Below are 25032 nucleotides of genomic sequence, written 5' to 3' on the forward strand. Positions count from 1 at the left end.
GCGAATGAACGCACCGGAGTTGACCACGATCCGCAGCGCACCCAAAGTTCTTCTCCACGATCACCTCGACGGGGGACTCCGACCCGAGACTGTCCTCGAACTGGCCGAGCAGTGTGGCTACGACGAGCTGCCGGCGAATACGGCATCCGAACTGGCGCAATGGTTCCGAACTGCCGCTGACAGTGGATCGCTCGAGCTCTACCTCGAAACGTTCGCGCACACAGTCGCCGTGATGCAGACCCCCGAAGGGCTTGCACGGGTGGCACGTGAGTGTGCCGAGGATCTGGCCGACGACAACGTCGTCTATGCCGAGGTCCGTTTTGCGCCCGAGCAGCACCTGGAACAAGGCCTGAGTTTGGACGAGGTCGTCGAGCACGTTCTCGAAGGTTTCCGGGCCGGCGAATCCGCTGCCAGGGTCGCGGGACGGGAGATCCGCATCGGCTGTCTCCTGACGGCGATGAGGCATGCCGCCCGGTCGCGGGAGATCGCCGAACTCGCGGTGCGATTCCGGGACCGCGGAGTGGTCGGGTTCGACATCGCCGGCGCCGAGGCCGGAAACCCACCGAGCCGGCACCTCGACGCGTTCGAGTACATGCGTGACGCGAACGCCCACTTCACGATTCACGCGGGTGAGGCTTTCGGGTTGCCGTCGATCCACGAAGCCATCGCCTTCTGCGGAGCGGATCGGTTGGGCCACGGCGTGCGGATTGTGGACGACATCGACGTAGGCGTGCAAGGTGGGGCAGAGTTGGGTCGGCTCGCGAACTACGTCCGTGACATGCGCATTCCCCTGGAACTGTGCCCGAGTTCGAACGTGCAGACCGGAGCCGTAGCCGCCCTGGCGGACCATCCGTTCGGACTCTTGGCGGACTTGCGCTTCCGAGTGACCGTCAACACCGACAACAGGCTGATGAGCGACACCACCATGAGCCGGGAAATGGCCGCGTTGGTCGAGACCTTCGGTTACGGATGGACCGATCTCGAACGCTTCACCATCAACGCGATGAAGTCGGCCTTCATCCCGTTCGACGAGCGCCTCGCGTTGATCGACGACGTCATCAAGCCGGGCTACGCCGTGCTCATCGGCTAGATGACGTGCGCCCGACTACTCAGATCGAAGCCGGGCCTCGAACTCGCGCTCGAGTTCGCGCCAGGCCTCGGATTCCTTGGTGAACGGCGCACTCGGAGCCATCCGCGACGGATCGGGGTTGAGGAGGTACGAGACGTACCAACCCAGCTCGTTCGACGCGGACAGAGCCTCCTCGGTGGAGTCGTCGTCGGCGAAATCTGCTGCATCGGTGAACAATTCGACTGCGAGTTCCAGCTGCTCGGCATCTACGACGTCCGGGCCCTGGGCGAGGTCGTCGGCGATGCCGGGCAGAACGTAGACGTTCTCGTCCGTGACCTCGATTTCGAGTGAACCGTCGACGGCCGCATTCTGAATTTCGCCGTACGTACTGACCTGCGAGAGATCGTGTTCGTGGTTGTCGGCGAGGTAGCGAGCGAGTGCGCGCTCGCTACGGAAGACGGTGATCAGTCCGTCCTTGCCGAGGAAGATCGCCTGATCTCCCATGTAGCAGCGCAGAGTGTAGAACGTCTCGGCCGAGGTGATGATGCGGATCGGGTCGACACCGACCTCACCCCAGAAGGTCTCGACTTCGTCTTCGTCCTCTTCGAGGTCGTCTTCGTCGAATTCCTCGTCCTCGCCCTCCTCGGCGACATCGTCGGCGTCGACGGTGTTCTCGGCGGCAGCGAGCAGTTCAGCTTCGGCGACCGCCACAGCAGCTGCATCGACCTTCGGGGAGGTGACCACCTTGTCGATGGCGTCGAGAACGGCGTCCCAGTCCTTGACGATCGCAGCGCCGACCTGGTCCCACAGCTCCAGGCCTTCGCGGCCTTCGAAGGTGCCGGCGCCGGTGGCAAGCGCGCCGAGTACCGGATGGCCGCTGAAGAAGCGGATGACCGCGTCGAGTTCGCACACCTCACCGATGTTGCGAGCCATGTTCAGGGTGTCTTCGAGTTCCGAGACCACCAGTGCCTCAGGGTCACCTGCGGCCAGTTCCGGCACGCCGACGAAGTCGAACGTGAAGTTCTCTTCCGGTTCCAACTCGGCTGCCGACAGTCCGGAGACGACGGCCCACGCCGGATGCTCGACCAGGTCGTTGTCGGAGTCCGTTCGGATGAAGGCCGCGAGTTCCGCGACGGAGGAGAACCCGTAGAGGTCTTCCTCATGGCCGAGAAACGCTTCCCACTCGTCGTCGCCCTCGCGCCAGCGGGGTGCCCACAAAGTGACGAGGTCTCCGTCGGTGAGTCCGATTTCGATAGGGACGATGTCTCCAGCCATGGGCGGAAGCCTATCCACCGCAGAGCGAAAGGCATAGCGGGGGTTCGTCACGTTTGTTTCAGTGCCACTCGGAGCTCACTGACCAGTCGCTCTCGTTCGTCGTTGGACTGTTGAACTGCCTGGTGAATTGTTGCCACCGTCAATGCGGCCACCGTGCGAGAATTCATCGCGGTGATTGCGTCGGTAATCCGTAGGTCGACCAGAGCGCCCAGCCCGTCGACAGTCGCCGTGACTATCCCGCCCTCGCTCGAGACGACTGCCCGCAGAGCGCCGACCCCGTCGACGGCTTCCTGCAAGAGTCCGGTCCGGTGTTTCGCCAGCTCCATGATTCGATCAATCTCGCTCATATCGAACGCATCCAGCTCGACGGAAGGTTCTGGCCCTCGGCGGCGTCGACATCGGCCAGTTCGTCTCGGGTCGGTAGACCGAGCCGATCGAGGATCGCTGCCGGGACTCCGGTCTCCTCGAGCTCCACACGATGGCGGGCGCCGGCCTCGATTGCTGCATTTGAGCACAGCGTGAGTATCTGCTGCGCTAACCGCTGCCCGCCGTACCGCAGTTCGTCCTGGCTGATCCTCAGGTCCACGGGCACGGCGTGCTCCGTGGCGCGGACCGCGATGGTTCCGTTGCGGTTGACGGCTACGGCTGTGGTGATCGGCGGTGATTCGCGCTTGTTCTCGGGCATGATTCCCTGTCATTCCGTCGGACGGTAGAAGCCGTGAAAGCCCATGCCGCTGTTCGTGGTTCGGATGGCGCTGATTTCGACTGGGTCGCCGGCTTCGATCATCTGGCCGCCGCCGATCACCATCGCGACGTGGCCGTCCCAGACCGCGAGGTCGCCCGGCATCAGATTGTTCTGATCGACCTGGTTCCCGATTCCCTGTTCCTGAGCCAACCTCGGAATGTCGACTCCGGCGTGGCCGTACGCCCATTGAGTCAGCCCGCTGCAGTCCAGACCGACTCCCGGCGTAGTGCCTCCCCAGGCGTACGGGACACCCTGTTGAGTGAGCGCGTTGCGTACGGCAGCAGCGGCCTCGGCGTTCGGTGCGGTGGCAATCGAGCCGTCGGGAAGTTCGACCTCAACGCCACCGACGGAACCGGAACCACTTGCGGAACCGGAACCACCCGCCGACTCGGAGACTCCAGGTGCGGGATCCGGTATCGGGACGGACGGGACGAGTGCGGACATCTTGTCGGTCGACCCGGCCAGCTCACCGCGTACCCGCTCGATAACCGATACCGCGCGTCCGAGGTGCTCCAACGCGGCCGACAACAACATCAATTGGCCCGTCGGTGTCATCAGCGTCGGCCCGGCCTTGATCGCGAGTGTCAGAAAGGACTGGAGAATCTCACCGAGTTCGGTCATTCCCGCGTACACGGACGTTGTCGCTTCGTCCACGACGCCGGCGATGTCGTTTCCGCGATCGGCGAGGTTTCGCGTCGACGTCTGCGTCTGCTCGGTTTTGGTCACCGCAGCGGTGAGTGCCGTGGACGAACTCTGAGAGGACGCCAGTTCGCTCAGAGCAGCGCTTCCCAGTTGGTAGGCGATCTCGAGGGCGTCCGTGGCGATTCGGATGCCGACGTCGGGTCCACTTGCGCTGGGGACACCAGTCCCGACAGTGTCGACCAGGTCGATGATCGGTCGTGCGAGTGCGTCGACGTCGATCATGAGCGTGCGGCTTCAGCGAGAGTCCTTCGTACCGATTCCTCGGAGTCGAGATAGACGGCATGAGCGTCGAGGGCGGCCGACCGGATACTGGAAATTACAGTGGACAGTCGATCGATGTCGTCGATGTGCGCTTGCTGTGCTCGGCTCGCGACATCGACGAAGTCGCCGCCGATCAGCCCCAGCACAGTGGACAGAGCCAAGTGATCGCCACCCGCCGCGTCCTGTCGAGCTTGCGCGACGTTGTCGGCAACAGTGCCCAACCGCGTGGCGAACTCCGCGATGCTTTCAGTGTCCAGATCCAGATTTGTCAACTTGTCTTCCCCCCGTTGCGCTTACTCCTTCTTGGACGCCGCGCGGGGTGCTCCGGTTCCCGAGGAACTATTCTGATGGTCATGCAAACGCACGTAGTCGACCATCCGCTCGCGGCGGCCCTCTTGACGACAATGCGTGACGCACGCAGTGAGAACGCGACTTTTCGTTCCGCACTTCGCAGGCTCACGCACATGCTGGTCTACGAGGCCATGCGTGACGCGGAGGTCGAGGAATTTCCGGTCGACACCCCGGTAGCAGCGACGACGGGCATCCGGCTCGCGAAGCCGCCGTTGTTGGTACCGGTGCTGCGGGCCGGTCTGGGCATGGTCGAACAGGCGAGTGCGCTGATTCCGTCGGCCGGCGTCGGCTTTGTCGGAATGGCACGTGACGAAGAGACTCATCAGCCGGTTCCGTACCTCGAATCCCTGCCGGCGGATCTGTCCGGGATCCCGGTGTTCGTGCTCGATCCGATGCTCGCCACCGGTGGTTCGATGGTGCACACCATCGACTTGCTGGTTGCGCGTGGCGCGACGGATGTCACGGCAGTGTGCGTCGTGGCCGCTCCGGCCGGCGTCGACGCGCTGGCAGCGTCCGGCCACCCGGTTCGTCTGGTCATCGCGAGCATCGACGACGGACTCGACGAGAACGCTTTCATCGTCCCCGGTCTCGGTGACGCCGGCGATCGGCAGTTCGGACCCCGCTAGAGCGAAAAGGCGAAGGTTCGGAGTTCGGCCAGCCGGGCCTTCGCCTGCTCTACTGCGTTCGCGAGGTCGGCGCGGTTCGCCACCGGGACGACAACTTCGAGATAACACTTGAGCTTGGGCTCGGTGCCGGACGGTCGCACCACCACGCGGATCGACGGTCCGTCGAATATCACTGCGTCCGTGCGCATACCAGCGCGAACCTCGGCCAAGTCCTCGACGGTGACCGGCTCGCCCGCGAGTTGGCTTGGCGGATCGGCGCGTAGTCGTTTCATCATTTCGGCGATGTCGCTCGAATCCTCGACGCGGCGGGATACTTGGTCCCCACGATGCAGTCCGAATTCGACGGCATAGTCGCCTAGAACGTCCAACAGGGTTCTGTTGCTGCCCGCGAGGGTGGCAGCCAAGTCGGCCACCAGCACGGCAGCCGAGATTCCGTCCTTGTCCCGCACCACATCCGGATCGACGCAGTGCCCGATCGCTTCCTCGTAGGCGTAGACGAGTCCGTCGCCGGCACGCGTGAGCCACTTGAAACCGGTGAGTGTCTGCGCAAACCTGGCTCCGCGGGCTCTCGCCAACTTCGAGAGCAGGGTCGAGGAGACGATCGTCGTCGCCACCAACGAATCTTCGGGCGCCGTGCTCAGTACGTGGTCGGCCAGGAGCACCCCGGTTTCGTCGCCGCGCAACATGCGCCACTGATCACCGTCGCGAACTCCGACGGCGCAGCGGTCGGCATCCGGGTCGAGTGCGATCGCCAGATCCGCGTCGACACGTCGGGCAAGGGCGAGCAGGCGGTCTGCGGCGCCGGGCTCTTCGGGATTGGGGAACTCGACGGTCGGAAACGTGGGGTCGGGATCGAACTGCTCCGCCACGACGTGCAGGTCCTCGAATCCTGCTGCTCGCAGAGCCGCGGTCGCAGTCTCGCCGCCGACGCCGTGCATTGCCGTGAGCGCAATCCGGATCGAGCGGGCGTCGCCGTGCGGGAGGGTCGCGATGCGGGCGATGTACTCCTCGACCAGAGAATCGTCGGCCGGAATCACCGATGCCCGCGCGATGTCGGCGGCACCACCGATGCGGGCGATCTCGCTCTCGATTTCACGATCGGCGGGGGAGACGAGTTGCGCTCCGCCCGAGAGATACACCTTGTAACCGTTGTCGGCGGCAGGATTGTGGGAGGCGGTGATCTGGATACCTGCCGCTGCCCCGAGCCTGCGCACCGCGAACGCCACCAGCGGTGTCGGCAGTGGGCGGGGGAGCAGGGTCACCTCGAACCCAGCCGCTGCCATGACCTCGGCGGCGGCGAGAGCAAATGCCTCTGAACCGAGCCGGGCGTCGCGGCCGACCACAACGCGGGACCCGCCCTGGCAGCGAGCTGTCAGCCAGGCCGCCAGACCGGCCGTGGTCCGGATGACGACCGCGAGGTTCATGCCGTTGGGTCCGCCGCGTACCGGCCCGCGAAGCCCAGCAGTGCCGAACGTCAGCGGTGAGGAAAAGCGTTCGGCCAGTTCATGTTCGGAAAGGGCGGCTAATTCTGCGCGGGTAACCGGGTCCGGATCGGCGTCGATCCACTCGTTGACGTTCAGCGGTGTCACAGCTGCTCGACCAGTTGGCGCAGCAGCACTCCCATCCGGGCCGCCGAAGCTTTGCCTGCCGCCAGCACCTCCTGATGGTCCAGTGGGGCGCCCGTGATTCCGGCGGCCAGATTGGTGACCATGGAGATGCCGAGAACGCGGGCGCCGAGCGCGCGGGCCGCGATGGTCTCGTGAACCGTCGACATGCCGACCAGATCGGCGCCGAGTGTACGAAGCATTCGAATCTCGGCCGGAGTCTCGTAATGCGGACCGGGAAGCCCGGCGTAAACACCCTCGGCAAGGTCCGGGTCGATCGAGCGAGCCAGCGCACGCAGTTCCGGCGAGTAGGCGTCGACCAGGTCGACGAACTCTGCGCCGACGAGGGGAGAGCGGGCCGTCAGGTTCAGGTGGTCACTGATCAGCACTGGTTGTCCCACTGCGTAGTCCTCGCGGATACCGCCGGCCGCATTGGTGAGGATGACGGTGTCGGCGCCGGCAGCAATGGCTGTCCGGACCGGGTGGACGACGGTACCGAGATCGTGGCCCTCGTATGCGTGCGCGCGCCCGAGCAGCAGCAGGACTTCGGTGTTTCCGACGCGCACCGAACGAATGGTGCCCGCATGGCCGAGGGCGGACGGTGGGGCGAAGCCAGGAAGATCCGCCATCGAGACTTCGGCTGTCACGTCCGCACCGGCGTCGCCGAACACGTCTGCGGCATCGGTCCACCCCGACCCGAGCACGATGGCGACTGACGGTGACGAAGAGCCAGTCATGGCGGACAGAGCAGCGGCGGCGGCCTCGGCGATCGTTCCCATGTGAGCAACCCTACTGAGGAGTCGGGTCGGTTCGCCGGGTGAGTTGGCGGGCGTTACTCTCCCATCCATGCCTTATCTCGAACGCGACGGCGACGTATTCATCCTGTACCTCGGCAACGAGGGCGAAACGGACAACGAGAACCGCTTCGGCCCCGAGTGGATCGACGCTGTTCACAGCAAGTTGGACGAGGTCGAAGCGCACGAGGGTCCCGCAGCCGTGGTGACGACGGCGACGGGCAAGTTCTACACGAACGGCCTGGACACGACGTGGATCTTCGGCAATCTCGACGGTCTGCCCGGCTACCTGGACAAGGTCCACACCATCTACAGCCGTTTGCTGACCTTCCCGATGGCCACGGTCGCGGCCGTGCAGGGGCACGCGTTCGGCGCCGGCGCCATGCTCGCGTCCTCGCACGATTTCCAGATCATGCGCGCGGACCGCGGCTTCTACTGCCTCCCCGAGGTCGGACTGAACATGCCGTTCACTGTCGGCATGTCAGCACTGTTGAACAGTCGTCTGCCCAAGCAGACGGCAGTCGATGCCATGACGACGGGGCGTCGCTTCGGCGGCGCCGACGCACTCGCTGCCGGCATCGTGCAGGAAACGGTCGACGGCGACGGAGTACTCGCCGCTGCTGTGGCCAAGGCGTCGGCACTGACGTCGACTCACGGCAAGAACTTGGCGGGAATCAAGGCAGGCATCCACCGCGATGCTCTTGCAGACCTCGCTCAGGTGACTGACAAGAGCAACTTCTCCTTCGGGTGAGACAATGATCGCGTGAACCAGAATGTCGACAGCGCAGTCAGGTCCGTAGAGGCCGATCTGATTGCGCTGTCGCATTCGATTCACAGCGACCCGGAACTCGCCTTCGAGGAGTTCCGCAGCGCTGCCAAAGTGTCGGACCTGCTGGCGCAGCACGGTTTCGCGGTCACTCACGGGATCGTCGATCTGCCGACGGCCTTCGATGCCACCTACGGCAGCGGAGAGTTGGTCATCGCGATCTGCGCCGAGTACGACGCGTTGCCCGAGATCGGTCATGCCTGTGGGCACAACATCATTGCCGCCGCCGCGGTCGGGGCCGGCATCGCGTTGGCTACCGTGGCCGACGAACTGGGTATCACAGTCCGAGTGATCGGTACTCCCGCGGAGGAAACCGGAGGCGGCAAGGTCCTGATGCTCGAGCGTGGTGCCTTCGACGGCGTCGGCGCTGCCATGATGGTTCATCCAGGGCCGATCGACATCATCGGTGCGACCTCGCTGGCCTTGGCGGACATCGCCGTGAGTTATCACGGTCGCGAGGCGCATGCGTCTGCTGCGCCGGAATTCGGTCGTAACGCCGCCGACGCAGCGACGCTCGCGCAGGTGGCGGTCGGACTGTTGCGTCAGCACCTGCAGCCAGGTCAGCAGATTCACGGAATCGTCAGTGACGGCGGCACGGCTCCCAACATCGTTCCGGCTCGGTCCGAATTGCTCTACTACCTGCGTGCCGAAACAGCCGCGTCGTTGGCCAATCTGTCCGAGCGTGCCGAGGCCTGCTTCACCTCGGGTGCACTCGGCACCGGGTGCACCCACGAAATCCGCACGGTATCGCCTACTTACACCGAGCTGACCCCCGATCCGTGGCTGGCGGCGGCGTACCGTGAACAGATCGTCGATCTCGGACGGGTGCCACTGGCAGCGGAATGGGAGCGCTCCCGTCCACTGGGTAGTACGGATATGGGTAATGTGACCAATGTGATTCCGGGAATTCACCCGGTCATAGGCTTGGATTCATCGGGGGCAGTGACACATCAGCCGGAGTTCGCGGCTGCGTGTATCACCACCTCCGCAGATCGAGCGGTAGTCGACGGTGCAATTGCGTTGGCCCGCACTGCTGTCCGGGTAGCGTCCGATCCAGAACAACGCGCCCGTCTGTTGGAAGGGGTAGATCGCCGGTGAACGCGGCAATCGACACGTGGATTCACGCGCACACCGACGACCTCGTCGCGTGGCGTCGACACATCCATGCCAACCCGGAGTTGGCTCGCCGCGAATACGCGACCACCGAATTCGTCGCCACCCGCCTCACTGCCGCTGGATTGTCGCCGAAGATCCTTCCCGGTGGCACCGGTCTCACGTGCGATATCGGACCGGAGGGTCCACGAATCGCACTGCGCGCCGACATGGACGCTTTGCCGATGCAGGAGGCGACCGGAGCGACGTACTCGTCCACAGTCCCCGGTGTGTCCCATGCGTGCGGCCACGACGCCCACACCACCATCTTGCTCGGCGCCGGACTGGCTCTGGCCACGCTGCCCGAACTTCCCGTCGGGGTTCGGCTGATATTCCAGCCCGCCGAGGAAGTCATGCCTGGCGGAGCACTCGACGTCATCGCCGCGGGCGCGCTCGACGGTGTGTCCAGAATCTTTGCTCTGCACTGCGATCCGCGACTCGAGGCAGGCCAGGTGGGAATGCGCCTGGGTGCGATCACCTCTGCTGCCGACACGATCGAGGTCGTCCTCGACTCTCCGGGTGGGCACACGTCGCGGCCGCATTTGACCACGGATCTGATCTACGCGCTCGGCACCGTCGTGACCGGGCTGCCGGGAATGCTCAGCCGTCGTATCGATCCGCGTACCGGAACCGTCATGGTGTGGGGCGCGGTCAGCGCAGGTCAGGCGCCCAACGCGATTCCGCAGACCGGCATGATGACGGGCACGGTACGTACCGGCGATCACGACACCTGGGAGTTGCTCGAACCGCTCGTGGAAGAAATCGTCCACGGACTGCTCGCACCCACCGGAGTTCGCTACCAACTCAACTATCGTCGCGGAGTGCCTCCGGTCGTCAACGACGAGGTGTCCACTCGGATGTTCGAGGACGCCATCGCGACCGTCGGACAAGATGCTTTGGCGGACACCCCGCAATCCGGTGGTGGCGAAGACTTTTCGTGGTACCTCGAAACGGTGCCGGGGGCCATGGCGCGGCTCGGCGTGTGGTCGGGTGAAGGCGATCAGCTCGACATCCACCAACCCACTTTCGATCTCGACGAGCGAGCACTCGGCGTCGGTGTGAAGGTTCTGACGAGCCTGGTTCTGGGATAGTTCCGGTTCCCGTCGGGGGTACCGTTTTTCGTGTCGTTCGAGTGAAGGTACGGGCATGTCCATAGGTGTGGGAGTGCGAATCGGCACATTGGTGTCGACGGCTGTCGTTGCGTCGAACGATCCGGGTTCGGCCGATCCGGTGGTATTGGTTCGGGACACGATCCTCAATCAACGCAAGGACGGAACGACGGTGCTCGGTGGCACCGAGCAACTGGGTGCCGGCCGTGAGTTCGCCGAGAGCTGGTCGGGCTTTGTCGGTCGCGTCGGGGACCCGAGTGGCGTCGCGGGAACTGCCGATACTCGTTACCGCGCCGAGGATTTGGTGGCGACCTCGATTCGCTGTCTGTTGCAGGAATGCGAGCCGCTGCCCGATCGTGGTGGTCGAAGCGGGGGAGCGCCCGACATCGTCGCGACCTACCCGTCACGCTGGGACTCGTCGACAGCGGCCCTCATGCAGGATTCGCTGGTCTACGCGGGCCTCGAACGAGTCACACTCGTCTCGGATGCCGAGGCCGTGTCGGCGTGGTTCGAGTCGGAAATCGCGGCACTCGCCGGCACGCTCATCGGCATCTATCACGTGGACGACACCGGGGCAGCGGTCACCCTCGTGCGTTCTGGTGTCGCGGCCGGCCGTGCATTCGGCTTTGCCGGCGACGGGAGTTCGCCGAGTTCACGCCTCGCGACGGCTCTGGGTGCGTTCGGTTGGATGCCGGAGAACCTGGACGCCGTAGTCGTCACCGGTGACGGCGAACCGGCGACAGACAAAGCGGCCATGATGTCCATAGCGGCCGGGATTGCCGAAAAGCTCGGTGTCAGATGTGAACTCGGTCCCGGACCTGAGCAGTCGGCTGCGCTGGGAGCCGCAATTCTGGCTGCCGGATTCACCTCGACGTCGCACACTATCGTGCCGATCGGATTGCCGCCTTCACACGACGTGACCGAGGTGTTCGACACCCTGGGACGCGAGAAGGTGGCGGCAGAAACCGCTGCCGGGGTGGCGACCGCCGAGCCGGAAACTGCAGTTGTCGCAGGCGAATCGGAGTCGCGCGGTTCCAAGCGTGTGCTCATCGGCGTGACGGTTGTGGTGGTGCTCGCAGCACTGGCAGTGCTCGCGTATTTCCTGCTGCTTTGAGCAGGACAGCTATCTAATCGGTAACACCGTTACCCGGACCGACATTGCGGCTGTTTCTCGTCCGCAACTCTCGTACGTACTCGGCCGGCGCTCCGGCAATCTCGGCGGCGTCGGCCATCACGCCGATGTAGCGGGCAGACGGCAGTCCGCCTTCGTACGCATCCATGACGTAGAGCCACGCAAGTACCGCGTCGCCGGCGGTGTCGACCCGCACGCGGATCTTGCGGTGCAGACCCAGTTCGGCACCTTCCCAGCGGTCCAGACTCACTTCGTCCTCTTCCGGGACGTCGTAGAGCACCACGAAAACACTGGAATCGGGATCTTCGACCACGGTGGCGAGGGCACCCTCCCAGCCGAGGTCCTCGCCGCTGAAGGTCAGGCGCCAGCCTCGCAGCCACCCTGTCCCGGACATGGGGGAGTGTGGGCAGCGCAACAACATCTGCTCGGGATGCATGTTGGAACCGTAGGCGGCATAAATCGACACGGGCGCAAGCCTAAACCGTGGTCCGAGGGTGTGGCGAAGCGGACCACCGGACGCAAGTAATCTGGTACAAGCACTGCGTGACACGTGGTGCTCGAATAGCGTGACACTGGTCGACGGGAGACCCCTGCCGGCCACGCGAGGACTTGGAGGACACATGACCCGGATCGTGATCATCGGTGGCGGACCCGCCGGCTACGAGGCGGCACTGGTAGCCGCGCAGCACGGGGCCACGGTCACCCTGGTCGATTCGGACGGCGTCGGCGGTGCGTGTGTGCTGTTCGACTGTGTCCCGTCGAAGACGTTCATCGCGTCCACCGGAATCCGCACCGACATGCGTCGTGCATCCGACCTCGGCATCACTCTGGATCCGGAGCAGGCTTCGGTGTCACTGCCGAAGATCCACTCCCGAGTCAAGAGTCTCGCGTTGTCCCAGTCCTCGGACATTCGCGCACGGTTGCAGACGGTAGGCGTCGAGGTTCTCTCCGGCACCGCCGAACTGACCGATCCGCTCCTCGGCATGGCAGCACACCAGGTTCGCGCGACGCTCGGAAGCGGCGAGCAGAAGACCATCGACGCAGACGTCGTGTTGATCGCCACCGGCGCCAGCCCCCGCATCATCCCGGGAGCCGAGCCCGACGGTGAGCGAATCATGACGTGGCGCCAGCTCTACGACTTGGACGAGCTTCCCGAGCACCTGGTCGTGGTCGGTTCCGGTGTCACCGGTGCCGAGTTCGTCTCCGCGTACACCGAGATGGGCGTCAAGGTCACGCTCGTGTCCAGTCGCGACCGTGTTCTGCCCGGCGAGGATGCCGATGCGGCGCTCGTGCTCGAGGACGCCCTCGCCGAGCGCGGTGTCACCCTCGTCAAGCACGCCCGCGCGGACGCCGTCGAGCGCACCGAGAAGGGCATCGTCGTCAAGCTCTCCGACGGCCGCACGGTCGAAGGAAGCCACGCTCTGATGACCGTCGGTTCCGTCCCCAACACCAACGGTCTCGGCCTGGAGCGGGTCGGCATCGAGTTGGACAAGGGTGGATACCTGCGTGTCGACCGGGTCTCGCGCACCACGGTTTCCGGTATCTACGCTGCCGGTGACTGCACCGGACTGCTCCCGCTCGCGTCGGTGGCTGCGATGCAGGGACGTATCGCGATGTACCACGCACTGGGTGAAGGCGTCAGCCCGATCAAGTTGAAGACCGTCGCGTCGGCCGTCTTCACACGCCCCGAAATTGCAACGGTGGGTGTTTCGCAGGCAGCGATCGACAACGGAGAGGTGCCTGCGCGCACCGTCATGTTGCCGCTCAACACCAACCCGCGCGCCAAGATGTCCGGTTTGCGTCGCGGATTCGTGAAGATTTTCTGCCGCCCGGCTACCGGCGTGGTCATCGGCGGTGTTGTGGTCGCACCCACTGCTTCGGAATTGATCCTGCCGATCGCGATCGCCGTACAGAACAACCTGACGGTCAACGACCTGGCGCAGACGTTCTCGGTGTACCCGTCGCTGACCGGATCGATCACCGAGGCTGCTCGTCAGCTCATGCGTCACGACGACCTGGACTGACAACCGAACAGAGTCTTCTTACAATGTGGGAACTCTGTTTCACATACTGAAGTATTGGTGGGATAGTCGAGATACCGACCGAATCAAGGGTCGGTATCTCGGCGCTCTCCCGCCCCGTTGACCCAGGACGGCTCAGGGTGTTTTTCCTCTGACCTTCATTCTGCGTGCCTGGGAGCTTCATATGACACACGCCGCGCTGTCCGCTCGCATGGACGGACTCCGTAGTTCTGCAATTCGCGATCTGCTCACCCTGACTGCCCGGCCCGACGTCATCAGCTTGGCCGGCGGACTGCCCGATCCCGATTTCATTCCGCGGGAGCGAATCTCGAAGGCAGCCCACGACGCACTCGGTGACCCCTCGTCCGTTCAGTACGGCGAGACCTCCGGCCTGCTGCGCCTCCGTGAGGTGATCGCCGAGCGCGAATCCTCCAAGATCGGGCGGACACTCGACGTGTCCGAAGTTGTGATCACACACGGTTCTCAGCAAGGTTTGAGCCTGCTCGCGCAGGTCCTCCTCGACGCCGGTGACGTCGTGGTCGTGGAGGAACCGGCGTATACCGGTGCGCTGCAGGTCTTTCGGACGGCGCAGGCTCGTCTCGTTCCCGTCCAGTTGGACGAGGACGGAATGGACACCGACGCGCTCGAAGCGAAACTCGACGCCGGTCTTCGGCCCAAAGTTGTTCACACCGTAAGCAATTTCCATAACCCGCGCGGCGCGGTGCTTTCGGCGCAGCGGCGAGCGCACTTGGCGGCACTGGCGGACCGATACGGGTTCTGGGTTCTCGAGGACGACCCGTACGGCGAACTGTACTTCGGCGAGAAACCGCCAGCACCGCTGGCGGCGTTGTCGGACAGGGTGATTCGGCTGTCCAGTGCGTCCAAGGTGCTGGCACCGGCGCTGCGCGTCGGCTGGCTGCACGGCGACCGAAAGGTCTGCGAGGCGGTCGAACTGATCAAGCAAGGCGCTGACCTGTGCGGGTCTTCGCTCACCCAGCAGATCGCCGCAGACCTCTTCTCCGACGTCGAATGGTTCGACGCGCATCTCGACGTGCTTCGAGCGGGGTACGGCGCGAGGGCGAAGGCGTTGGTCACGGCCGCCGAGACGGAATTGAGTGGGCGTGCGCGCTTTTCCGAGGTCCGCGGCGGGATGTTCTGTTGGATGGATTTCCTCGACGACGTCGACACCACCGAACTCCTGGGTGCCGCGCTCGCGCATGGCGTGGCATTTGTCCCAGGTTCGGCCTTCGCGGTCGAAGCGGACCTTGGTCGAAGCGCTCGACTGTGTTTCGCGACGTATCCCGAAGCCGTGCTGGTCGACGCCGTCGGCAGGCTCCGGGACAGTGTCACCGCAGGTACAGCCTGACTTTGTCGATAGTGTTGCGGAGCAGATCGATCTCCGTACCGGACGGCGGGGTGGTGACGGTGACGTGGTCGGCGACGGCCAGATCCCATCCCGTCGCCTCTCGCACCTGATCGACCGAGATGCCTTCGTGGACACTGGTCAGCTCCAACTCGCCGCCGGGGCCCTGGTGTGTCAGGACACCGAGGTTGGTGAACACCTTTGTCACCCCTGCACCTGCCGGCATGATGCCCTTTCCGCTGGCGTGGGCGCGGGCGGGGCTGGGTGAGGTGCAGAAGTCGAGCTCGGCCGGAAAGGAACTGAGGTCGTGGCGACGCATCACGACGAAGATCTCGGCGGCGTTCGCGATGATCTCGACGGCCCCGCCTGCGCCGGGCAGTCTGACCGTCGGGTTCTTCCAGTCACCGATGAAACTTGTGTTCAGGCTTCCCGTTCGATCGATTTGAGCGGCCCCGAGAAATCCGACGTCGACGTTGCCACCTTGCAGGACATAACCGAAGAGCGCGGCCATACTGAGCACGGATTCGGCACCGGAGACCACGACGGAGTCGGCGATACCTTCGGCCATCGCCGACGGATGCGCGCCGCACACTCCGGATTCGTAGATCAGTTCTAAGTCCGGATTCGACGTGTGGCGCGCGAGATCGACTGCGAGCGTGGGGAGCCCGACTCCGGCGAAAACACGGCGCTTACCCGCCAACTCGCGTGCCGCGACGGCGACGATCGTTTCGGTGGAGGTGGTGTTACCGCTGACAATCGTGGTGGTCACAGTCTGCTCCCGTAGTCGACAGGTGTGGAGAGTTTTGATTCGACCTCGAGATCCGACCAGTAGTCAGCTCCGAGCTTGGCGAGATATTCGTCGTGATCGCCGAGTGTGTACACCCATTCGTCGAGCCAATTTCTCAGCAACGAAGGGTCTTTGGAAATCTCGGTCCAGCGTCGGTAGAAGCCGCAATCGCGGTCGTAGTATCCCTGTGCGTACGACGGGTGCGCGCCGCGCGGGCAGACGACAACCGCGTCGACTGCATGCGAGGGAATCAGAGTTCGGCTCGGATCTGACCTGATGACCTCGTCGTCGACCAGCTCTTCCACAACGACGATCGCCTTCTTCGCGGCGTAAACGGCTTCTTGCTGCACCCCGGCGATGCCCCAGATCTGTGCGTTCCCGGACGTGTCCGCTCGCTGTGCGCCGATGATCGTCACATCCGGATTCAACGGCGGCACAACGTAGACGCTCCCGCCGCCGTACGGATCCTCGACGAGTCTCAGTTGTGGGTTGAGTGCGGGTAGATCACTACCGGCGTACGACCGCAGCGGGAAGAAGGGAAGCCTGGCCGCTCCCGCCTGATACCGGCACACCATGCCGTAATGACTGTATTCCTCGACTTCGAGGGGGAGCGGGTCCTGGTTCTCGATGCGTCTGCGTAACTCGTACAGAGAACCTGCGGAGCCGCTGGCGAAGAACGAGGCAACCAGCTTTCGGACGCAGCCGGCGGCGACGAGTTGATCGGAAACGATGTCCGGCGTCATCCGGCAGAGCGTGAGGTCCTTTCTGCCCTGCCGGATGATCTCGTGTGCCGCGGCAAAAGGAATGAGATGCGAAAATCCCTCCAGCGCAACGGTCATCCCGTCTTCGACGTATCGGCCGACGGCCTCTTTCATCGAGAGGGTCTTGTCCACGTGTGTACCTCTTCTTGTTCTTTCGCGCACTCGGTCGGTTTCGGAACTTGACATGTTCGGCCGGTGTGGCGCAACAATGTCGGGTGGAAATTCATCAGATCAACGCATTTCTCGCGGTGGCTGAGGAGCTACATTTCGGCCGTGCGGCGCAGCGGCTTCGGATTGCGCAACCGCCGCTGAGTCGAACGATCAGGCAATTCGAGAAACAGCTCGGTTCGCCGTTGTTCGATCGGAGCACTCGAACTGTGCGGCTCACTGCTGCCGGTGAAGCGCTGCTGCTTCCGGCGCGCGAGATTCTGGACGCGTGCCGGATGGCCGAGATCGCGGTGTCTGCGGCAGGCAAGGGAACGACAGGTCGCGTTCGCCTGGGTTTCGCGGGGACTTCTTCGCATCTGCTCGTCGGGAGGTGGGCGAAATTGGTGAGAAAGACCAATCCCGGTATCGAATTCGTGCTCGACAGTTCTGCTTTCGCGAACGAGGCGTTGTTGATGCTGCTCGATCGACGACTCGACATCGGGATGGTGCGGTGGACCGTACCGCCGCTCGGGATCACGTCGAGATTGATCGCCGAGGAGAACTTTCTGGTGGCCATGTCCAAAGACCACCCGTTGGCGTCGAGGGACTCGGTTCGGTTGATCGAATTGGAGTCCGAGAATTGGGTGACGCTTCCGGCGGAGCCAGGTTCGATTCTGCGGGAGTCTCTGCTCACTGCCTCGAAGAACGCAGGGTTCCTGGCTCGCATCGTGCAGACGGCACCGGATTCGATGTCGTTGATCGCGCTGGTGTCCGCGGAAATCGGATGCTCGTTGACCATCTCCTCGGTGGCCCAGAGCATCGTGAATCCTGATGTTGTCTTTGTTCCGGTCATGGACCCACCTCCTCCTCTTCAACTGCGTATCGCCTGGCGAGAGGGAGACGACAGACCTGCTCTTCTCGAAGTGTTGAAATTGTCCGAGCAGGCGCTGCCGTCCCTGGCCTAGACGGTTGCCCGACCGGTAGGAATCTCACCCGCTTCGGACTTCGGTGAGTTCGCAGTATCGACAAGAGTGTTTTCGAGTTCGAGTTCGTCGTAGTCCGCTTGTTCGGCCGTCGAGAGTTCGCCCGCGTTGTAGCCGGTACGTCGGAGCAGGAGCAGGGTGCAGATCAGCGAGACAAGGGCGTACAGCCCGGATACGATCGCGACCCCGACGATATTGCCTGACGTGTTGAGCATCCACTGCGCCAGTACGGGAGTTCCGCCGCCGACGACAAGGGAACACAATTGGTACGCCGTCGACAGACCGGTATAACGGATGTTGGCGGGGAAGGCCCGAGCGAGAACGCCGGCGATGGCGCCGTAGAACATCGAGTGCGGGATCGTGGCCAGACACATCGCGACGACTGCGATGGTGAAGTTCCCGGTTCGGATCGCGAAGAACATGGCGGGCATGAGGACGAACTCCGGTATCACCATCAGGCACATGGCTTTTCGCATGTCGATCTTGGAGACCAGGACGGCACCGAAAGGTTGGACGATGAACTGCACGACGAGCGCGATCGCGATGGCGGCCAGGAAGGTTCCTCGATCGTATCCGAGTTCTTTTGTAGCCCAGGACAATGCGAAGGTGTTCTTGAAATAGGTGACCTGGGCGAGGGGAAGTGCGCCGGCGCCGAGGAGAACCAGTACCCAATGCTTGCGCAAGACTTCGGCGAGCGGAAGCTTGACGACCTTCTTGCGTGCGAGAACGGCCTTCATCTCGTCCGACTCTTCGAGTTTGAGGCGAATGATCATCCCGAGAATGACCAGCACCGCCGAGATGATGAACGGGATGCGCCATCCGTACAGGAGGAACGACGGCGTCGGCATCGAGGACAGAAGGAAGAACGCGATGGTGGCCAACAGATTTCCGGCGGGTGAGCCCTGTTGGGCGAACGCGGAGTAGAGGATGCTCTTGCCCTTCGGTGCATTTTCGCTGGCAATGAGCACTGCGCCGCCCCACTCGCCACCGACCGCGACTCCTTGGATGACGCGAAGGGTGACCAGACCGATCGGCGCCCAGATCCCGACCTGTGCGTAGGTGGGGAGGAGTCCGATGCCGACCGTGGCGACACCCATCATCATCAAGGTGATGACGAGAGTGTTCTTGCGTCCGATCCGGTCGCCGAGGTGTCCGAAGATGATCCCGCCGATCGGCCTGGCGAGGAAGCCTGCCCAGAGCGTGATGAAGGCGAGGAGAGTTCCGACTCCGTTCGGGAGAGTGTCGGAGAAGAAGATGTCGCCGAATACCAGGGCAGCGGCAGTGCCGTAGATGTAGAAGTCGTACCACTCGATAGTGGTTCCGATGAACGAAGCGATACCGGCTCTTCGCGCCTTGGCGTTGATCTCCTCGGAACTGCGAGTGGGTGAACTCATGCGTGGCGACCTTTCTCTGCAACATTCGCGGCGCCGAAACGTGGCGTGCCTGAATGAGATTCGCAGAGTGGTGTAGGTCACGTCCAATACCAACTTGGTCGCCTATTGATACCTCAGGAGTATCAATAGGCGACCATGATCAGCTCTTCCGGTATGGAAGGATCGGGGTGATTACTCGGACCAGTTGTACGTCCGCTCGACGGCCTTGTTCCACTCCGCGTACAGCCGTGACCTTTCGGACTCGTCCATCGCCGGTTCCCACGTCTTGCCGACGGCCCAGTTGTTGCGGATGTCTTCGGTATCGGCCCAATAACCGATGGCGAGGCCCGCTGCGTATGCAGCACCGAGAGCTGTCGTTTCGTTGACCACCGGACGGATGACGGGAACTCCGAGGATGTCCGACTGGAACTGCATCAGGGTTTCGTTGACCACCATGCCGCCGTCGACCTTCAGTGCGGACAGTTCGACTCCCGAATCCGCTCGCATGGCGTCGATGACCTCGCGGGTCTGGTATGCCGTCGCCTCGAGCGCTGCGCGGGCCAGGTGTCCCTTGTTGACGAAGCGCGTCAGGCCGACGATGACACCCCGGGCATCCGGTCGCCACCGAGGTGCGAACAGCCCGGAGAACGCGGGCACGAAGTAGGCGCCGCCGTTGTCATCGACACTTGCGGCGAGCGGCTCGATGTCCTTGGCGTTCTGAATGATTCCGAGATTGTCTCGAAGCCACTGGACCAAGGAACCCGTCACGGCGACGGAACCTTCGAGTGCGTACACGGCAGGGGCTTCGCCGAGTTTGTAGCAGACGGTCGTCAGTAGTCCGTGCTTGCTGTGCACCGGCTTCGTGCCCGTATTGAGAAGCATGAAATTGCCGGTGCCGTAGGTGTTCTTGGCTTCACCCTCGGAGAGGCAGGCCTGGCCGAATGTGGCTGCCTGCTGGTCACCGAGGATTCCGGCGACCGGCACACCGGCGAGATTGCCGCGTGGACGTCCTGTGCCGTAGACCTCTGAGGAACTACGGATTTCCGGGAGCATCGACATCGGGATTCCGAAATCCGCACAGATCGATTCGTCCCACTGGAGGGTCTCGAGATCCATCAGCATCGTGCGTGACGCATTGGTGACATCTGTCACGTGGACGCCCTCGGTCAGGTTCCACACGATCCACGTGTCGACAGTGCCGAAGCACAATTCGCCGGCCTCCGCTTTTGCTTTCGCACCGTCGACGTTGTCGAGAATCCAGCGGATCTTCGGCCCGGCGAAGTAGGTCGAGAGTGGTAGTCCGGTCTTGTCTCGATACTTGTCCGGACCCTCGTCGCCGCCCAGTTCGACACACAGTTGATCCGTGCGCGTGTCCTGCCACACGATCGCGTTGTAGATCGGCTTACCCGTCGAACGTTCCCAAACGACGGTTGTCTCACGCTGATTCGTGATTCCGACGGCAGCGATGTCGGCCCGCGTGAGATCGACCTTCGCGAGAGCGCCGGCCACCACCTCCCGAGTGTTGATCCACAGCGCCACCGGATCGTGCTCGACCCAACCTGCTCGCGGGAAAATCTGCTCGTGTTCTTTCTGCGCAACGCTCACCACGGCGCCGTCGTGATCGAAGATCATGCAGCGGCTCGACGTCGTGCCTTGGTCGATGGCGGCGATGTATTGATTCACTGTGCTCCTAGGTTCGGGCGTGTTCGCAGTAATCCGTGCGCTGTCGCAGTATGTGGATCAAGCTACTAGCCTGTATACGGATTCGTCGTCGACTTACAGGAGACCGGGTTGAGTAAGCAGCAAGGTGCGCAGTTTCTCGGCCCGCAGCAGCGCGAAGCTGCTTGGGAACAACTTCAGACCGAGCAATTCGACGTCGTCGTGGTGGGCGGTGGTGTCGTCGGTGTCGGAGCGGCCCTCGATGCGGCCACCCGCGGGCTGAAGGTTGCGTTGGTCGAGGCCCGTGACTACGCATCCGGTACGTCCAGTCGCTCGTCGAAGATGTTCCACGGCGGTCTCCGCTATCTCGAGCAACTAGAATTCGGCCTCGTTCGTGAGGCGTTGCGTGAGCGCGAACTCTCGCTGACCACGCTCGCTCCGCACCTGGTCAAGCCGCTGAAGTTCTTGTTCCCTCTGGCTCACCGCGTGTGGGAGCGCCCGTACATGGCCGCGGGAATCTTCCTCTACGACCGGATGGGCGGCGCCAAATCGGTCCCCTCCCAGAAGCACTTGACGCGGGCGGGCGCACTGCGCATGTCGCCGAGCCTCAAGCGCAGTTCACTGACCGGTGGCATCCAGTACTACGACACCGTCGTCGACGACGCTCGGCACACCATGACCGTTGCACGGACCGCCGCCCACTACGGCGCGGTCGTCCGAACGTCGACGCAGGTCGTGGGATTTCTGCGTGAAGCGGACCGGGTCTCGGGAGTTCGTGTTCGCGACTGCGAAGACGGCCGTACCGCGGAGGTCAAGGGTCACGTCGTCATCAATGCAACCGGTGTCTGGACGGACGAAATCCAGGCCCTCTCACGTCAGCGCGGACGGTTCCGGGTGCGAGCGTCGAAGGGCGTACACATCGTCGTCCCACGCGATCGCATCGTCAGTGAAGCCGCCATCATCCTGCGTACCGAGAAGTCGGTGCTGTTCGTCATTCCGTGGGGCAGTCACTGGATAATCGGCACCACCGACACCGACTGGAACTTGGATCTCGCACATCCAGCGGCAACCAAAGCAGATATCGACTACATCCTCGGTCACGTGAACTCCGTCCTGGTCACGCCGCTGACGCACGCCGACATCGACGGTGTGTACGCCGGCCTGCGTCCGCTGCTTGCCGGTGAGAGCGACGAGACGTCGAAGCTCTCGCGCGAGCACGCCGTTGCCCGTGTGGCTCCAGGCCTGGTCGCCATCGCCGGCGGAAAGTACACGACGTATCGGGTCATGGCGGAAGACGCCGTCGACGTCGCAGCAGAAGACATTCCGGCGCGAGTGGCATCGTCGATCACGGAGAAGGTGCCGCTCGTCGGCGCCGACGGATACTTCGCGTTGATCAATCAGACTGTGCAACTGGGCGAGCAGTACGGCTTGCATCCGTATCGCGTCAAGCACTTGCTCGACCGCTACGGTTCACTCATCACGGAGGTCCTCGAACTCGGCCGACAGACGCCGGAGTTGTTGCAGCCCATCACAGATGCCCCCGATTACCTTCAGGTCGAGGCTGTGTACGCCGCCGCGGCCGAGGGTGCATTGCACCTCGACGACATCCTGGCTCGCCGCATGCGCATCGCAATCGAGTACCCGCATCGTGGTGTCAACTGTGCGCAACAGGTTGCCGGATTGGTTGCCCCGATTCTCGGTTGGGATGCCGCCACCGTCGAGCGCGAGGTCGACACGTACCGAGCGCGCGTCGAAGCGGAGATCGAGTCGCAGACCCAGCCGGACGACGAGTCGGCCGACGCCTTGCGCGCCGCAGCGCCGGAGTCTCGGGCCGAGATCCTCGAACCCGTCGTCGTGGTGCCGGATCGGGTCTGAGTCGCCCGTCGTTTGTTCTCGGTCTGTCGCGGGTAGGCGGATGTCGAATCACCACCCGTGTCAGCACAGACCGGTCGAGCGTCGCCCAGGAGGATCCCAATGTTCGGTAGTCGGTCGAGATCTGCTGAGGAACACATAGCCACTGCTTATCTGGTCACTCACCTGTGCGGAGCGATGGTAGGGCTGCAACTCTCGCGGTCACTCTCGGACTCGTACGGCGCGTGGGCCGACGGTGAGCTGGACTCGTTGCCGGGTGAGCTCGAGTACGAGATCGAGCAGCTGCTGCAACTGATCGAGGACACCCAGGGCATATCTCTGCCGCGGTACTCCAAGATCGACGCGACGGTCAATCGGATCAGGCGCCTCGTCCATGTCGACGCCATCTGGCGCAACCGTCTCGTGAAGCTGGCAACTCTTGAGATCATGCGGACGGCTCTGTGCGGCAAGAGTGCGATGTGGGAGGTCCTGAGAGACATTCCGGCCGGGGAGACGGAGGAGCAGTACCGCGAGCTCAACGACCTGGTGTCCAAGCAGATCACCACCGTCACGGCTCTGCATCACCGCGCGGCTACGGAAGCTTTTCAGGGGACGGACGGGCGGGAATCGGCGAGCGGCGGCGACCCCATCCGCTCGAGTAAGTAAGGTTTGTACCGTTCGGTGAAGAATTCGATGAACGGTAGACCCCGAGGTGTATGGAGATGGCTGAGCGCGACCAAGCACTGACAGAACCCACGGCAGTGTTCGCGGCGTTGGCGGAGATCCTCTACTCCGCCGCAGACAGCGCCGAGGTGTACTCCGCGATCTGTTCGGCGGCTGTCGAGTTGATTCCCGGTTGCGATCACGCAAGCCTGATGCTGCGACGGGGAAACACCAACGTCACGGTAGCGGCAAGCGACGAGATCGCCGAGTATGCAGACGATCTCGAACGTGCGACTGGCGAGGGGCCGTGCATCGACGCCCTCGACACGGAGGCGCCGCAGCTCGAGTCAGATCTTCGCACTCCGAATCAGTGGCCCGAGTTCGCTCGGAAAGTAGTGGCAGAGACACCCATTCGTGGCTCGATGGGGTTCCGACTGATGGTCGATCGTCAGAAGTTCGGTGCCCTCAACCTCTTCTCCGACACTCCGGGAGCATTCACGGAAACTGTTGCCGACCACGCGATCATGTTGGCATCGTTTGCATCCGTGGCCGTCACCGCACTGAACCGAGGAGAGGATGCCGACTCGCTGCGGCGAGGCCTGGCGAGCAGTCGCGAAATCGGTCAGGCCGTCGGTCTGCTGATGGCATTGCATCGGGTGTCCGACGACGAGGCCTTCGACATTCTGGTGCGAACCTCGCAGAACATGAACGTCAAGATCGCCGAGTTGGCGCGCAAGGTCATCGTCCAGCATCGTTCGACTCTGGACTGAGCGCTTCGTTCGCCCCGGGAGAGCCGAGGAGTTGAGATCGCTTGCGATCCACCGTCTCTCGAAGAGCTGTCACCACCGCTGCGACTTCCGGGCGGCGCAAGGATTCAGAACGAGCCACCAACCAGTACGAAAGTCTGACTTCGATGTGAGCGGGCAGCACGCGAATCAGATCGTCGTGCTGCTCAGCCATGAAGCAGGGGAGCAGGCCGATGCCGGCACCCGCGCGCGTTGCCTCGATGTGGACGAACACGTTGGTGGACGTGACGGCCTCGCGCATGGAAACCGTGAGCTTGCGGGCCAGATCGAGTTCGTCGACCTGCAGCATCGAGTCGATGAAATACACGAGCGAGTGTTCGGCCAGATCTTCGGCACTTTCGGGAACTGCATTCTGACGTAGATACTCTCGGGAGGCGTACAAACCCAGCGCGTAGTCGGCCAGATGGACGGCCTCGGCGCGGTGAACTTGAGGTTTGCCGACAACAACCTCGATGTCGAGCCCCGAGCGTATCTGCGACGCCTTTCTGGTCGCGACGACTATCTCCACGCTCACGCGAGGATGGCGTCTGCGAACCGCTGCGCCGGCGGGGGCCGCGATGTATGCGCTGAAGCCGTCGGTGGCCGAGACCCGCACGACGCCGTCGAGTTGCTGCTGACCGGTGGAGTCGAGTGCCAGTTCGTTCACCGCGGCCTCGATGCGCTCGGCCGCGCTGAGGGCTTGTCTGCCCAGGTCGGTCAACTCCCAGCCGCCGGACGAGCGGACCAGTACACGGCCGCCGAGGCTCTTCTCGAGCGAGGCGATGCGGCGCGAAATGGTGGTGTGGTTGAGGCCCAGGTCGTCGGCGGCGGTGTTGAAGCGGCCGGTGCGACCGACCGCGAGAAGCACCAGTAGGTCGTCCGGGCTCAGTCCGAGTGTCATATCTGCATTTTTGCACCTGTATGGTGCGAGATTTGTCATTGTCGTGCTAAGAATCTGCACCGATACTCATCGAGTCACAAAAAATGTGCGAG

Annotated in this window: 25 protein-coding genes; 12 read left to right on the forward strand and 13 right to left on the reverse strand. The window is 63.4% G+C overall.

The window, feature by feature from the left end:
* The first annotated feature begins 4 nt into the window (after nucleotides 1–4).
* On the forward strand, nucleotides 5–1090 hold the full coding sequence (locus A0W34_RS10260; protein WP_050654872.1) for an adenosine deaminase: 1086 nt from the start codon (nucleotides 5–7) through the stop codon (nucleotides 1088–1090).
* Nucleotides 1091–1105: 15 nt separating this feature from the next.
* Here A0W34_RS10260 and A0W34_RS10265 read toward each other — a convergent pair whose 3' ends face one another.
* The 5 genes from A0W34_RS10265 to A0W34_RS10285 are packed head-to-tail and all read right to left on the reverse strand — an operon-like array spanning nucleotide 1106 to nucleotide 4324.
* Nucleotides 1106–2344, reverse strand: coding sequence for a hypothetical protein (locus A0W34_RS10265; RefSeq protein WP_003940713.1), 1239 nt, complete (start codon nucleotides 2342–2344; stop codon nucleotides 1106–1108).
* A 47-nt stretch (nucleotides 2345–2391) separates the two neighbouring features.
* Entirely contained in the window at nucleotides 2392–2691 is a 300-nt protein-coding gene (locus A0W34_RS10270; RefSeq protein WP_037129075.1) for a YbaB/EbfC family nucleoid-associated protein, read from the reverse strand.
* A complete protein-coding gene (locus tag A0W34_RS10275) occupies nucleotides 2688–3029 on the reverse strand; it encodes a hypothetical protein (protein ID WP_007727323.1) in 342 nt (113 codons plus the stop codon). The genes A0W34_RS10270 and A0W34_RS10275 overlap by 4 nt, the downstream gene beginning before the upstream one ends.
* A 9-nt stretch (nucleotides 3030–3038) precedes the next feature.
* On the reverse strand, nucleotides 3039–4013 hold the full coding sequence (locus tag A0W34_RS10280) for a C40 family peptidase (protein WP_081557637.1): 975 nt from the start codon (nucleotides 4011–4013) through the stop codon (nucleotides 3039–3041).
* Nucleotides 4010–4324: a type VII secretion target gene (locus A0W34_RS10285; RefSeq protein WP_070162735.1), complete on the reverse strand. Its 315-nt coding sequence runs from the start codon at nucleotides 4322–4324 to the stop codon at nucleotides 4010–4012. The genes A0W34_RS10280 and A0W34_RS10285 overlap by 4 nt, the downstream gene beginning before the upstream one ends.
* Before the next feature lie 81 nt (nucleotides 4325–4405).
* Between A0W34_RS10285 and upp the strand changes: the two genes are divergently transcribed.
* Nucleotides 4406–5029, forward strand: a complete 624-nt coding sequence (upp, locus tag A0W34_RS10290) for a uracil phosphoribosyltransferase (RefSeq protein ID WP_007727319.1) — start codon at nucleotides 4406–4408, stop codon at nucleotides 5027–5029.
* Here the strand turns inward: upp and A0W34_RS10295 are convergent.
* Together A0W34_RS10295 and A0W34_RS10300 are read right to left on the reverse strand one after the other, a co-directional pair.
* Entirely contained in the window at nucleotides 5026–6618 is a 1593-nt protein-coding gene (locus A0W34_RS10295) for a phospho-sugar mutase (RefSeq protein ID WP_070162733.1), read from the reverse strand. The two genes, upp and A0W34_RS10295, sit on opposite strands and share 4 nt — an antisense overlap.
* Nucleotides 6615–7412: a purine-nucleoside phosphorylase gene (locus A0W34_RS10300; protein ID WP_007727315.1), complete on the reverse strand. Its 798-nt coding sequence runs from the start codon at nucleotides 7410–7412 to the stop codon at nucleotides 6615–6617. Before A0W34_RS10300 ends, A0W34_RS10295 begins: the two co-directional genes overlap by 4 nt.
* A 67-nt stretch (nucleotides 7413–7479) precedes the next feature.
* Here A0W34_RS10300 and A0W34_RS10305 point away from each other — a divergent pair, with 67 nt between their 5' ends.
* The 4 genes from A0W34_RS10305 to A0W34_RS10320 are packed head-to-tail and all read left to right on the forward strand — an operon-like array spanning nucleotide 7480 to nucleotide 11628.
* Nucleotides 7480–8178 carry an enoyl-CoA hydratase/isomerase family protein gene (locus A0W34_RS10305; RefSeq protein WP_007727314.1) on the forward strand — a complete coding sequence of 233 codons (699 nt, stop codon included), beginning with the start codon at nucleotides 7480–7482 and terminating at the stop codon, nucleotides 8176–8178.
* Between the two features lie 12 nt (nucleotides 8179–8190).
* Nucleotides 8191–9351: a M20 family metallopeptidase gene (locus tag A0W34_RS10310; protein WP_007727311.1), complete on the forward strand. Its 1161-nt coding sequence runs from the start codon at nucleotides 8191–8193 to the stop codon at nucleotides 9349–9351.
* On the forward strand, nucleotides 9348–10496 hold the full coding sequence (locus tag A0W34_RS10315) for a M20 family metallopeptidase (RefSeq protein WP_003940741.1): 1149 nt from the start codon (nucleotides 9348–9350) through the stop codon (nucleotides 10494–10496). Before A0W34_RS10310 ends, A0W34_RS10315 begins: the two co-directional genes overlap by 4 nt.
* A 55-nt stretch (nucleotides 10497–10551) precedes the next feature.
* Nucleotides 10552–11628, forward strand: coding sequence for a hypothetical protein (locus A0W34_RS10320; protein ID WP_030535059.1), 1077 nt, complete (start codon nucleotides 10552–10554; stop codon nucleotides 11626–11628).
* A gap of 13 nt (nucleotides 11629–11641) precedes the next feature.
* Here the strand turns inward: A0W34_RS10320 and A0W34_RS10325 are convergent, their stop codons facing one another.
* A complete protein-coding gene (locus tag A0W34_RS10325) occupies nucleotides 11642–12112 on the reverse strand; it encodes a gamma-glutamylcyclotransferase (protein WP_003940753.1) in 471 nt (156 codons plus the stop codon).
* 154 nt (nucleotides 12113–12266) lie between these two features.
* On the opposite strand from A0W34_RS10325, the gene A0W34_RS10330 reads away from it, so the two are divergent.
* Together A0W34_RS10330 and A0W34_RS10335 are read left to right on the forward strand one after the other, a co-directional pair.
* Entirely contained in the window at nucleotides 12267–13670 is a 1404-nt protein-coding gene (locus tag A0W34_RS10330) for an NAD(P)H-quinone dehydrogenase (RefSeq protein WP_003940987.1), read from the forward strand.
* Between the two features lie 181 nt (nucleotides 13671–13851).
* On the forward strand, nucleotides 13852–15033 hold the full coding sequence (locus tag A0W34_RS10335; protein ID WP_007727308.1) for an aminotransferase-like domain-containing protein: 1182 nt from the start codon (nucleotides 13852–13854) through the stop codon (nucleotides 15031–15033).
* On the opposite strand, the gene A0W34_RS10340 is transcribed toward A0W34_RS10335, so the two are convergent.
* Complete coding sequence (locus A0W34_RS10340) at nucleotides 15014–15799, reverse strand: CoA-transferase subunit beta (RefSeq protein WP_007727306.1); 786 nt, start codon at nucleotides 15797–15799, stop codon at nucleotides 15014–15016. The genes A0W34_RS10335 and A0W34_RS10340 overlap by 20 nt on opposite strands.
* Nucleotides 15796–16710 (reverse strand): CoA transferase subunit A, encoded by a 915-nt coding sequence (locus tag A0W34_RS10345; protein ID WP_007727305.1) that lies wholly within the window; start codon nucleotides 16708–16710, stop codon nucleotides 15796–15798. Before A0W34_RS10345 ends, A0W34_RS10340 begins: the two co-directional genes overlap by 4 nt.
* A gap of 83 nt (nucleotides 16711–16793) precedes the next feature.
* Here A0W34_RS10345 and A0W34_RS10350 point away from each other — a divergent pair, with 83 nt between their 5' ends.
* On the forward strand, nucleotides 16794–17690 hold the full coding sequence (locus tag A0W34_RS10350) for a LysR substrate-binding domain-containing protein (protein ID WP_030535055.1): 897 nt from the start codon (nucleotides 16794–16796) through the stop codon (nucleotides 17688–17690).
* Here A0W34_RS10350 and A0W34_RS10355 read toward each other — a convergent pair.
* Both A0W34_RS10355 and glpK read right to left on the reverse strand, forming a co-directional pair.
* Nucleotides 17687–19102 carry an MFS transporter gene (locus A0W34_RS10355; protein WP_007727299.1) on the reverse strand — a complete coding sequence of 472 codons (1416 nt, stop codon included), beginning with the start codon at nucleotides 19100–19102 and terminating at the stop codon, nucleotides 17687–17689. The genes A0W34_RS10350 and A0W34_RS10355 overlap by 4 nt on opposite strands.
* A gap of 171 nt (nucleotides 19103–19273) precedes the next feature.
* A complete protein-coding gene (gene glpK, locus A0W34_RS10360; RefSeq protein WP_007727296.1) occupies nucleotides 19274–20764 on the reverse strand; it encodes a glycerol kinase GlpK in 1491 nt (496 codons plus the stop codon).
* 108 nt (nucleotides 20765–20872) lie between these two features.
* On the opposite strand from glpK, the gene A0W34_RS10365 reads away from it, so the two are divergent.
* The 3 genes from A0W34_RS10365 (at nucleotide 20873) to A0W34_RS10375 (ending at nucleotide 24024) form a co-directional block, all read left to right on the forward strand.
* The gene (locus tag A0W34_RS10365) at nucleotides 20873–22615 is read left to right on the forward strand and encodes a glycerol-3-phosphate dehydrogenase/oxidase (protein WP_003940825.1); all 1743 of its coding nucleotides are present in this window, start codon (nucleotides 20873–20875) and stop codon (nucleotides 22613–22615) included.
* Between the two features lie 174 nt (nucleotides 22616–22789).
* A complete protein-coding gene (locus A0W34_RS10370; protein ID WP_228232568.1) occupies nucleotides 22790–23257 on the forward strand; it encodes a hypothetical protein in 468 nt (155 codons plus the stop codon).
* 50 nt (nucleotides 23258–23307) lie between these two features.
* Complete coding sequence (locus tag A0W34_RS10375) at nucleotides 23308–24024, forward strand: GAF and ANTAR domain-containing protein (protein ID WP_030535052.1); 717 nt, start codon at nucleotides 23308–23310, stop codon at nucleotides 24022–24024.
* Here A0W34_RS10375 and A0W34_RS10380 read toward each other — a convergent pair.
* A complete protein-coding gene (locus A0W34_RS10380; RefSeq protein ID WP_050654883.1) occupies nucleotides 23993–24940 on the reverse strand; it encodes a LysR family transcriptional regulator in 948 nt (315 codons plus the stop codon). The genes A0W34_RS10375 and A0W34_RS10380 overlap by 32 nt on opposite strands.
* Nucleotides 24941–25032: the final 92 nt, after the last annotated feature.

This window comes from Rhodococcus sp. BH4, assembly GCF_002079265.1.
GTDB lineage: Bacteria > Actinomycetota > Actinomycetes > Mycobacteriales > Mycobacteriaceae > Rhodococcus_F > Rhodococcus_F qingshengii.

What these genes read in the sequence shown, in the direction of transcription:
- A0W34_RS10260 (WP_050654872.1), top strand. Translation starts at nt 5, where the DNA reads ATGAACGCACCGGAGTTGACCACGATCCGCAGCGCACCCAAAGTTCTT.
- A0W34_RS10265 (WP_003940713.1), bottom strand. Translation starts at nt 2,344, where the DNA reads ATGGCTGGAGACATCGTCCCTATCGAAATCGGACTCACCGACGGAGAC.
- A0W34_RS10270 (WP_037129075.1), bottom strand. Translation starts at nt 2,691, where the DNA reads ATGAGCGAGATTGATCGAATCATGGAGCTGGCGAAACACCGGACCGGA.
- A0W34_RS10275 (WP_007727323.1), bottom strand. Translation starts at nt 3,029, where the DNA reads ATGCCCGAGAACAAGCGCGAATCACCGCCGATCACCACAGCCGTAGCC.
- A0W34_RS10280 (WP_081557637.1), bottom strand. Translation starts at nt 4,013, where the DNA reads ATGATCGACGTCGACGCACTCGCACGACCGATCATCGACCTGGTCGAC.
- upp (WP_007727319.1), top strand. Translation starts at nt 4,406, where the DNA reads ATGCAAACGCACGTAGTCGACCATCCGCTCGCGGCGGCCCTCTTGACG.
- A0W34_RS10300 (WP_007727315.1), bottom strand. Translation starts at nt 7,412, where the DNA reads ATGGGAACGATCGCCGAGGCCGCCGCCGCTGCTCTGTCCGCCATGACT.
- A0W34_RS10305 (WP_007727314.1), top strand. Translation starts at nt 7,480, where the DNA reads ATGCCTTATCTCGAACGCGACGGCGACGTATTCATCCTGTACCTCGGC.
- A0W34_RS10320 (WP_030535059.1), top strand. Translation starts at nt 10,552, where the DNA reads ATGTCCATAGGTGTGGGAGTGCGAATCGGCACATTGGTGTCGACGGCT.
- A0W34_RS10330 (WP_003940987.1), top strand. Translation starts at nt 12,267, where the DNA reads ATGACCCGGATCGTGATCATCGGTGGCGGACCCGCCGGCTACGAGGCG.
- A0W34_RS10335 (WP_007727308.1), top strand. Translation starts at nt 13,852, where the DNA reads ATGACACACGCCGCGCTGTCCGCTCGCATGGACGGACTCCGTAGTTCT.
- A0W34_RS10355 (WP_007727299.1), bottom strand. Translation starts at nt 19,102, where the DNA reads ATGAGTTCACCCACTCGCAGTTCCGAGGAGATCAACGCCAAGGCGCGA.
- A0W34_RS10370 (WP_228232568.1), top strand. Translation starts at nt 22,790, where the DNA reads ATGGTAGGGCTGCAACTCTCGCGGTCACTCTCGGACTCGTACGGCGCG.
- A0W34_RS10375 (WP_030535052.1), top strand. Translation starts at nt 23,308, where the DNA reads ATGGAGATGGCTGAGCGCGACCAAGCACTGACAGAACCCACGGCAGTG.
- A0W34_RS10380 (WP_050654883.1), bottom strand. Translation starts at nt 24,940, where the DNA reads ATGACACTCGGACTGAGCCCGGACGACCTACTGGTGCTTCTCGCGGTC.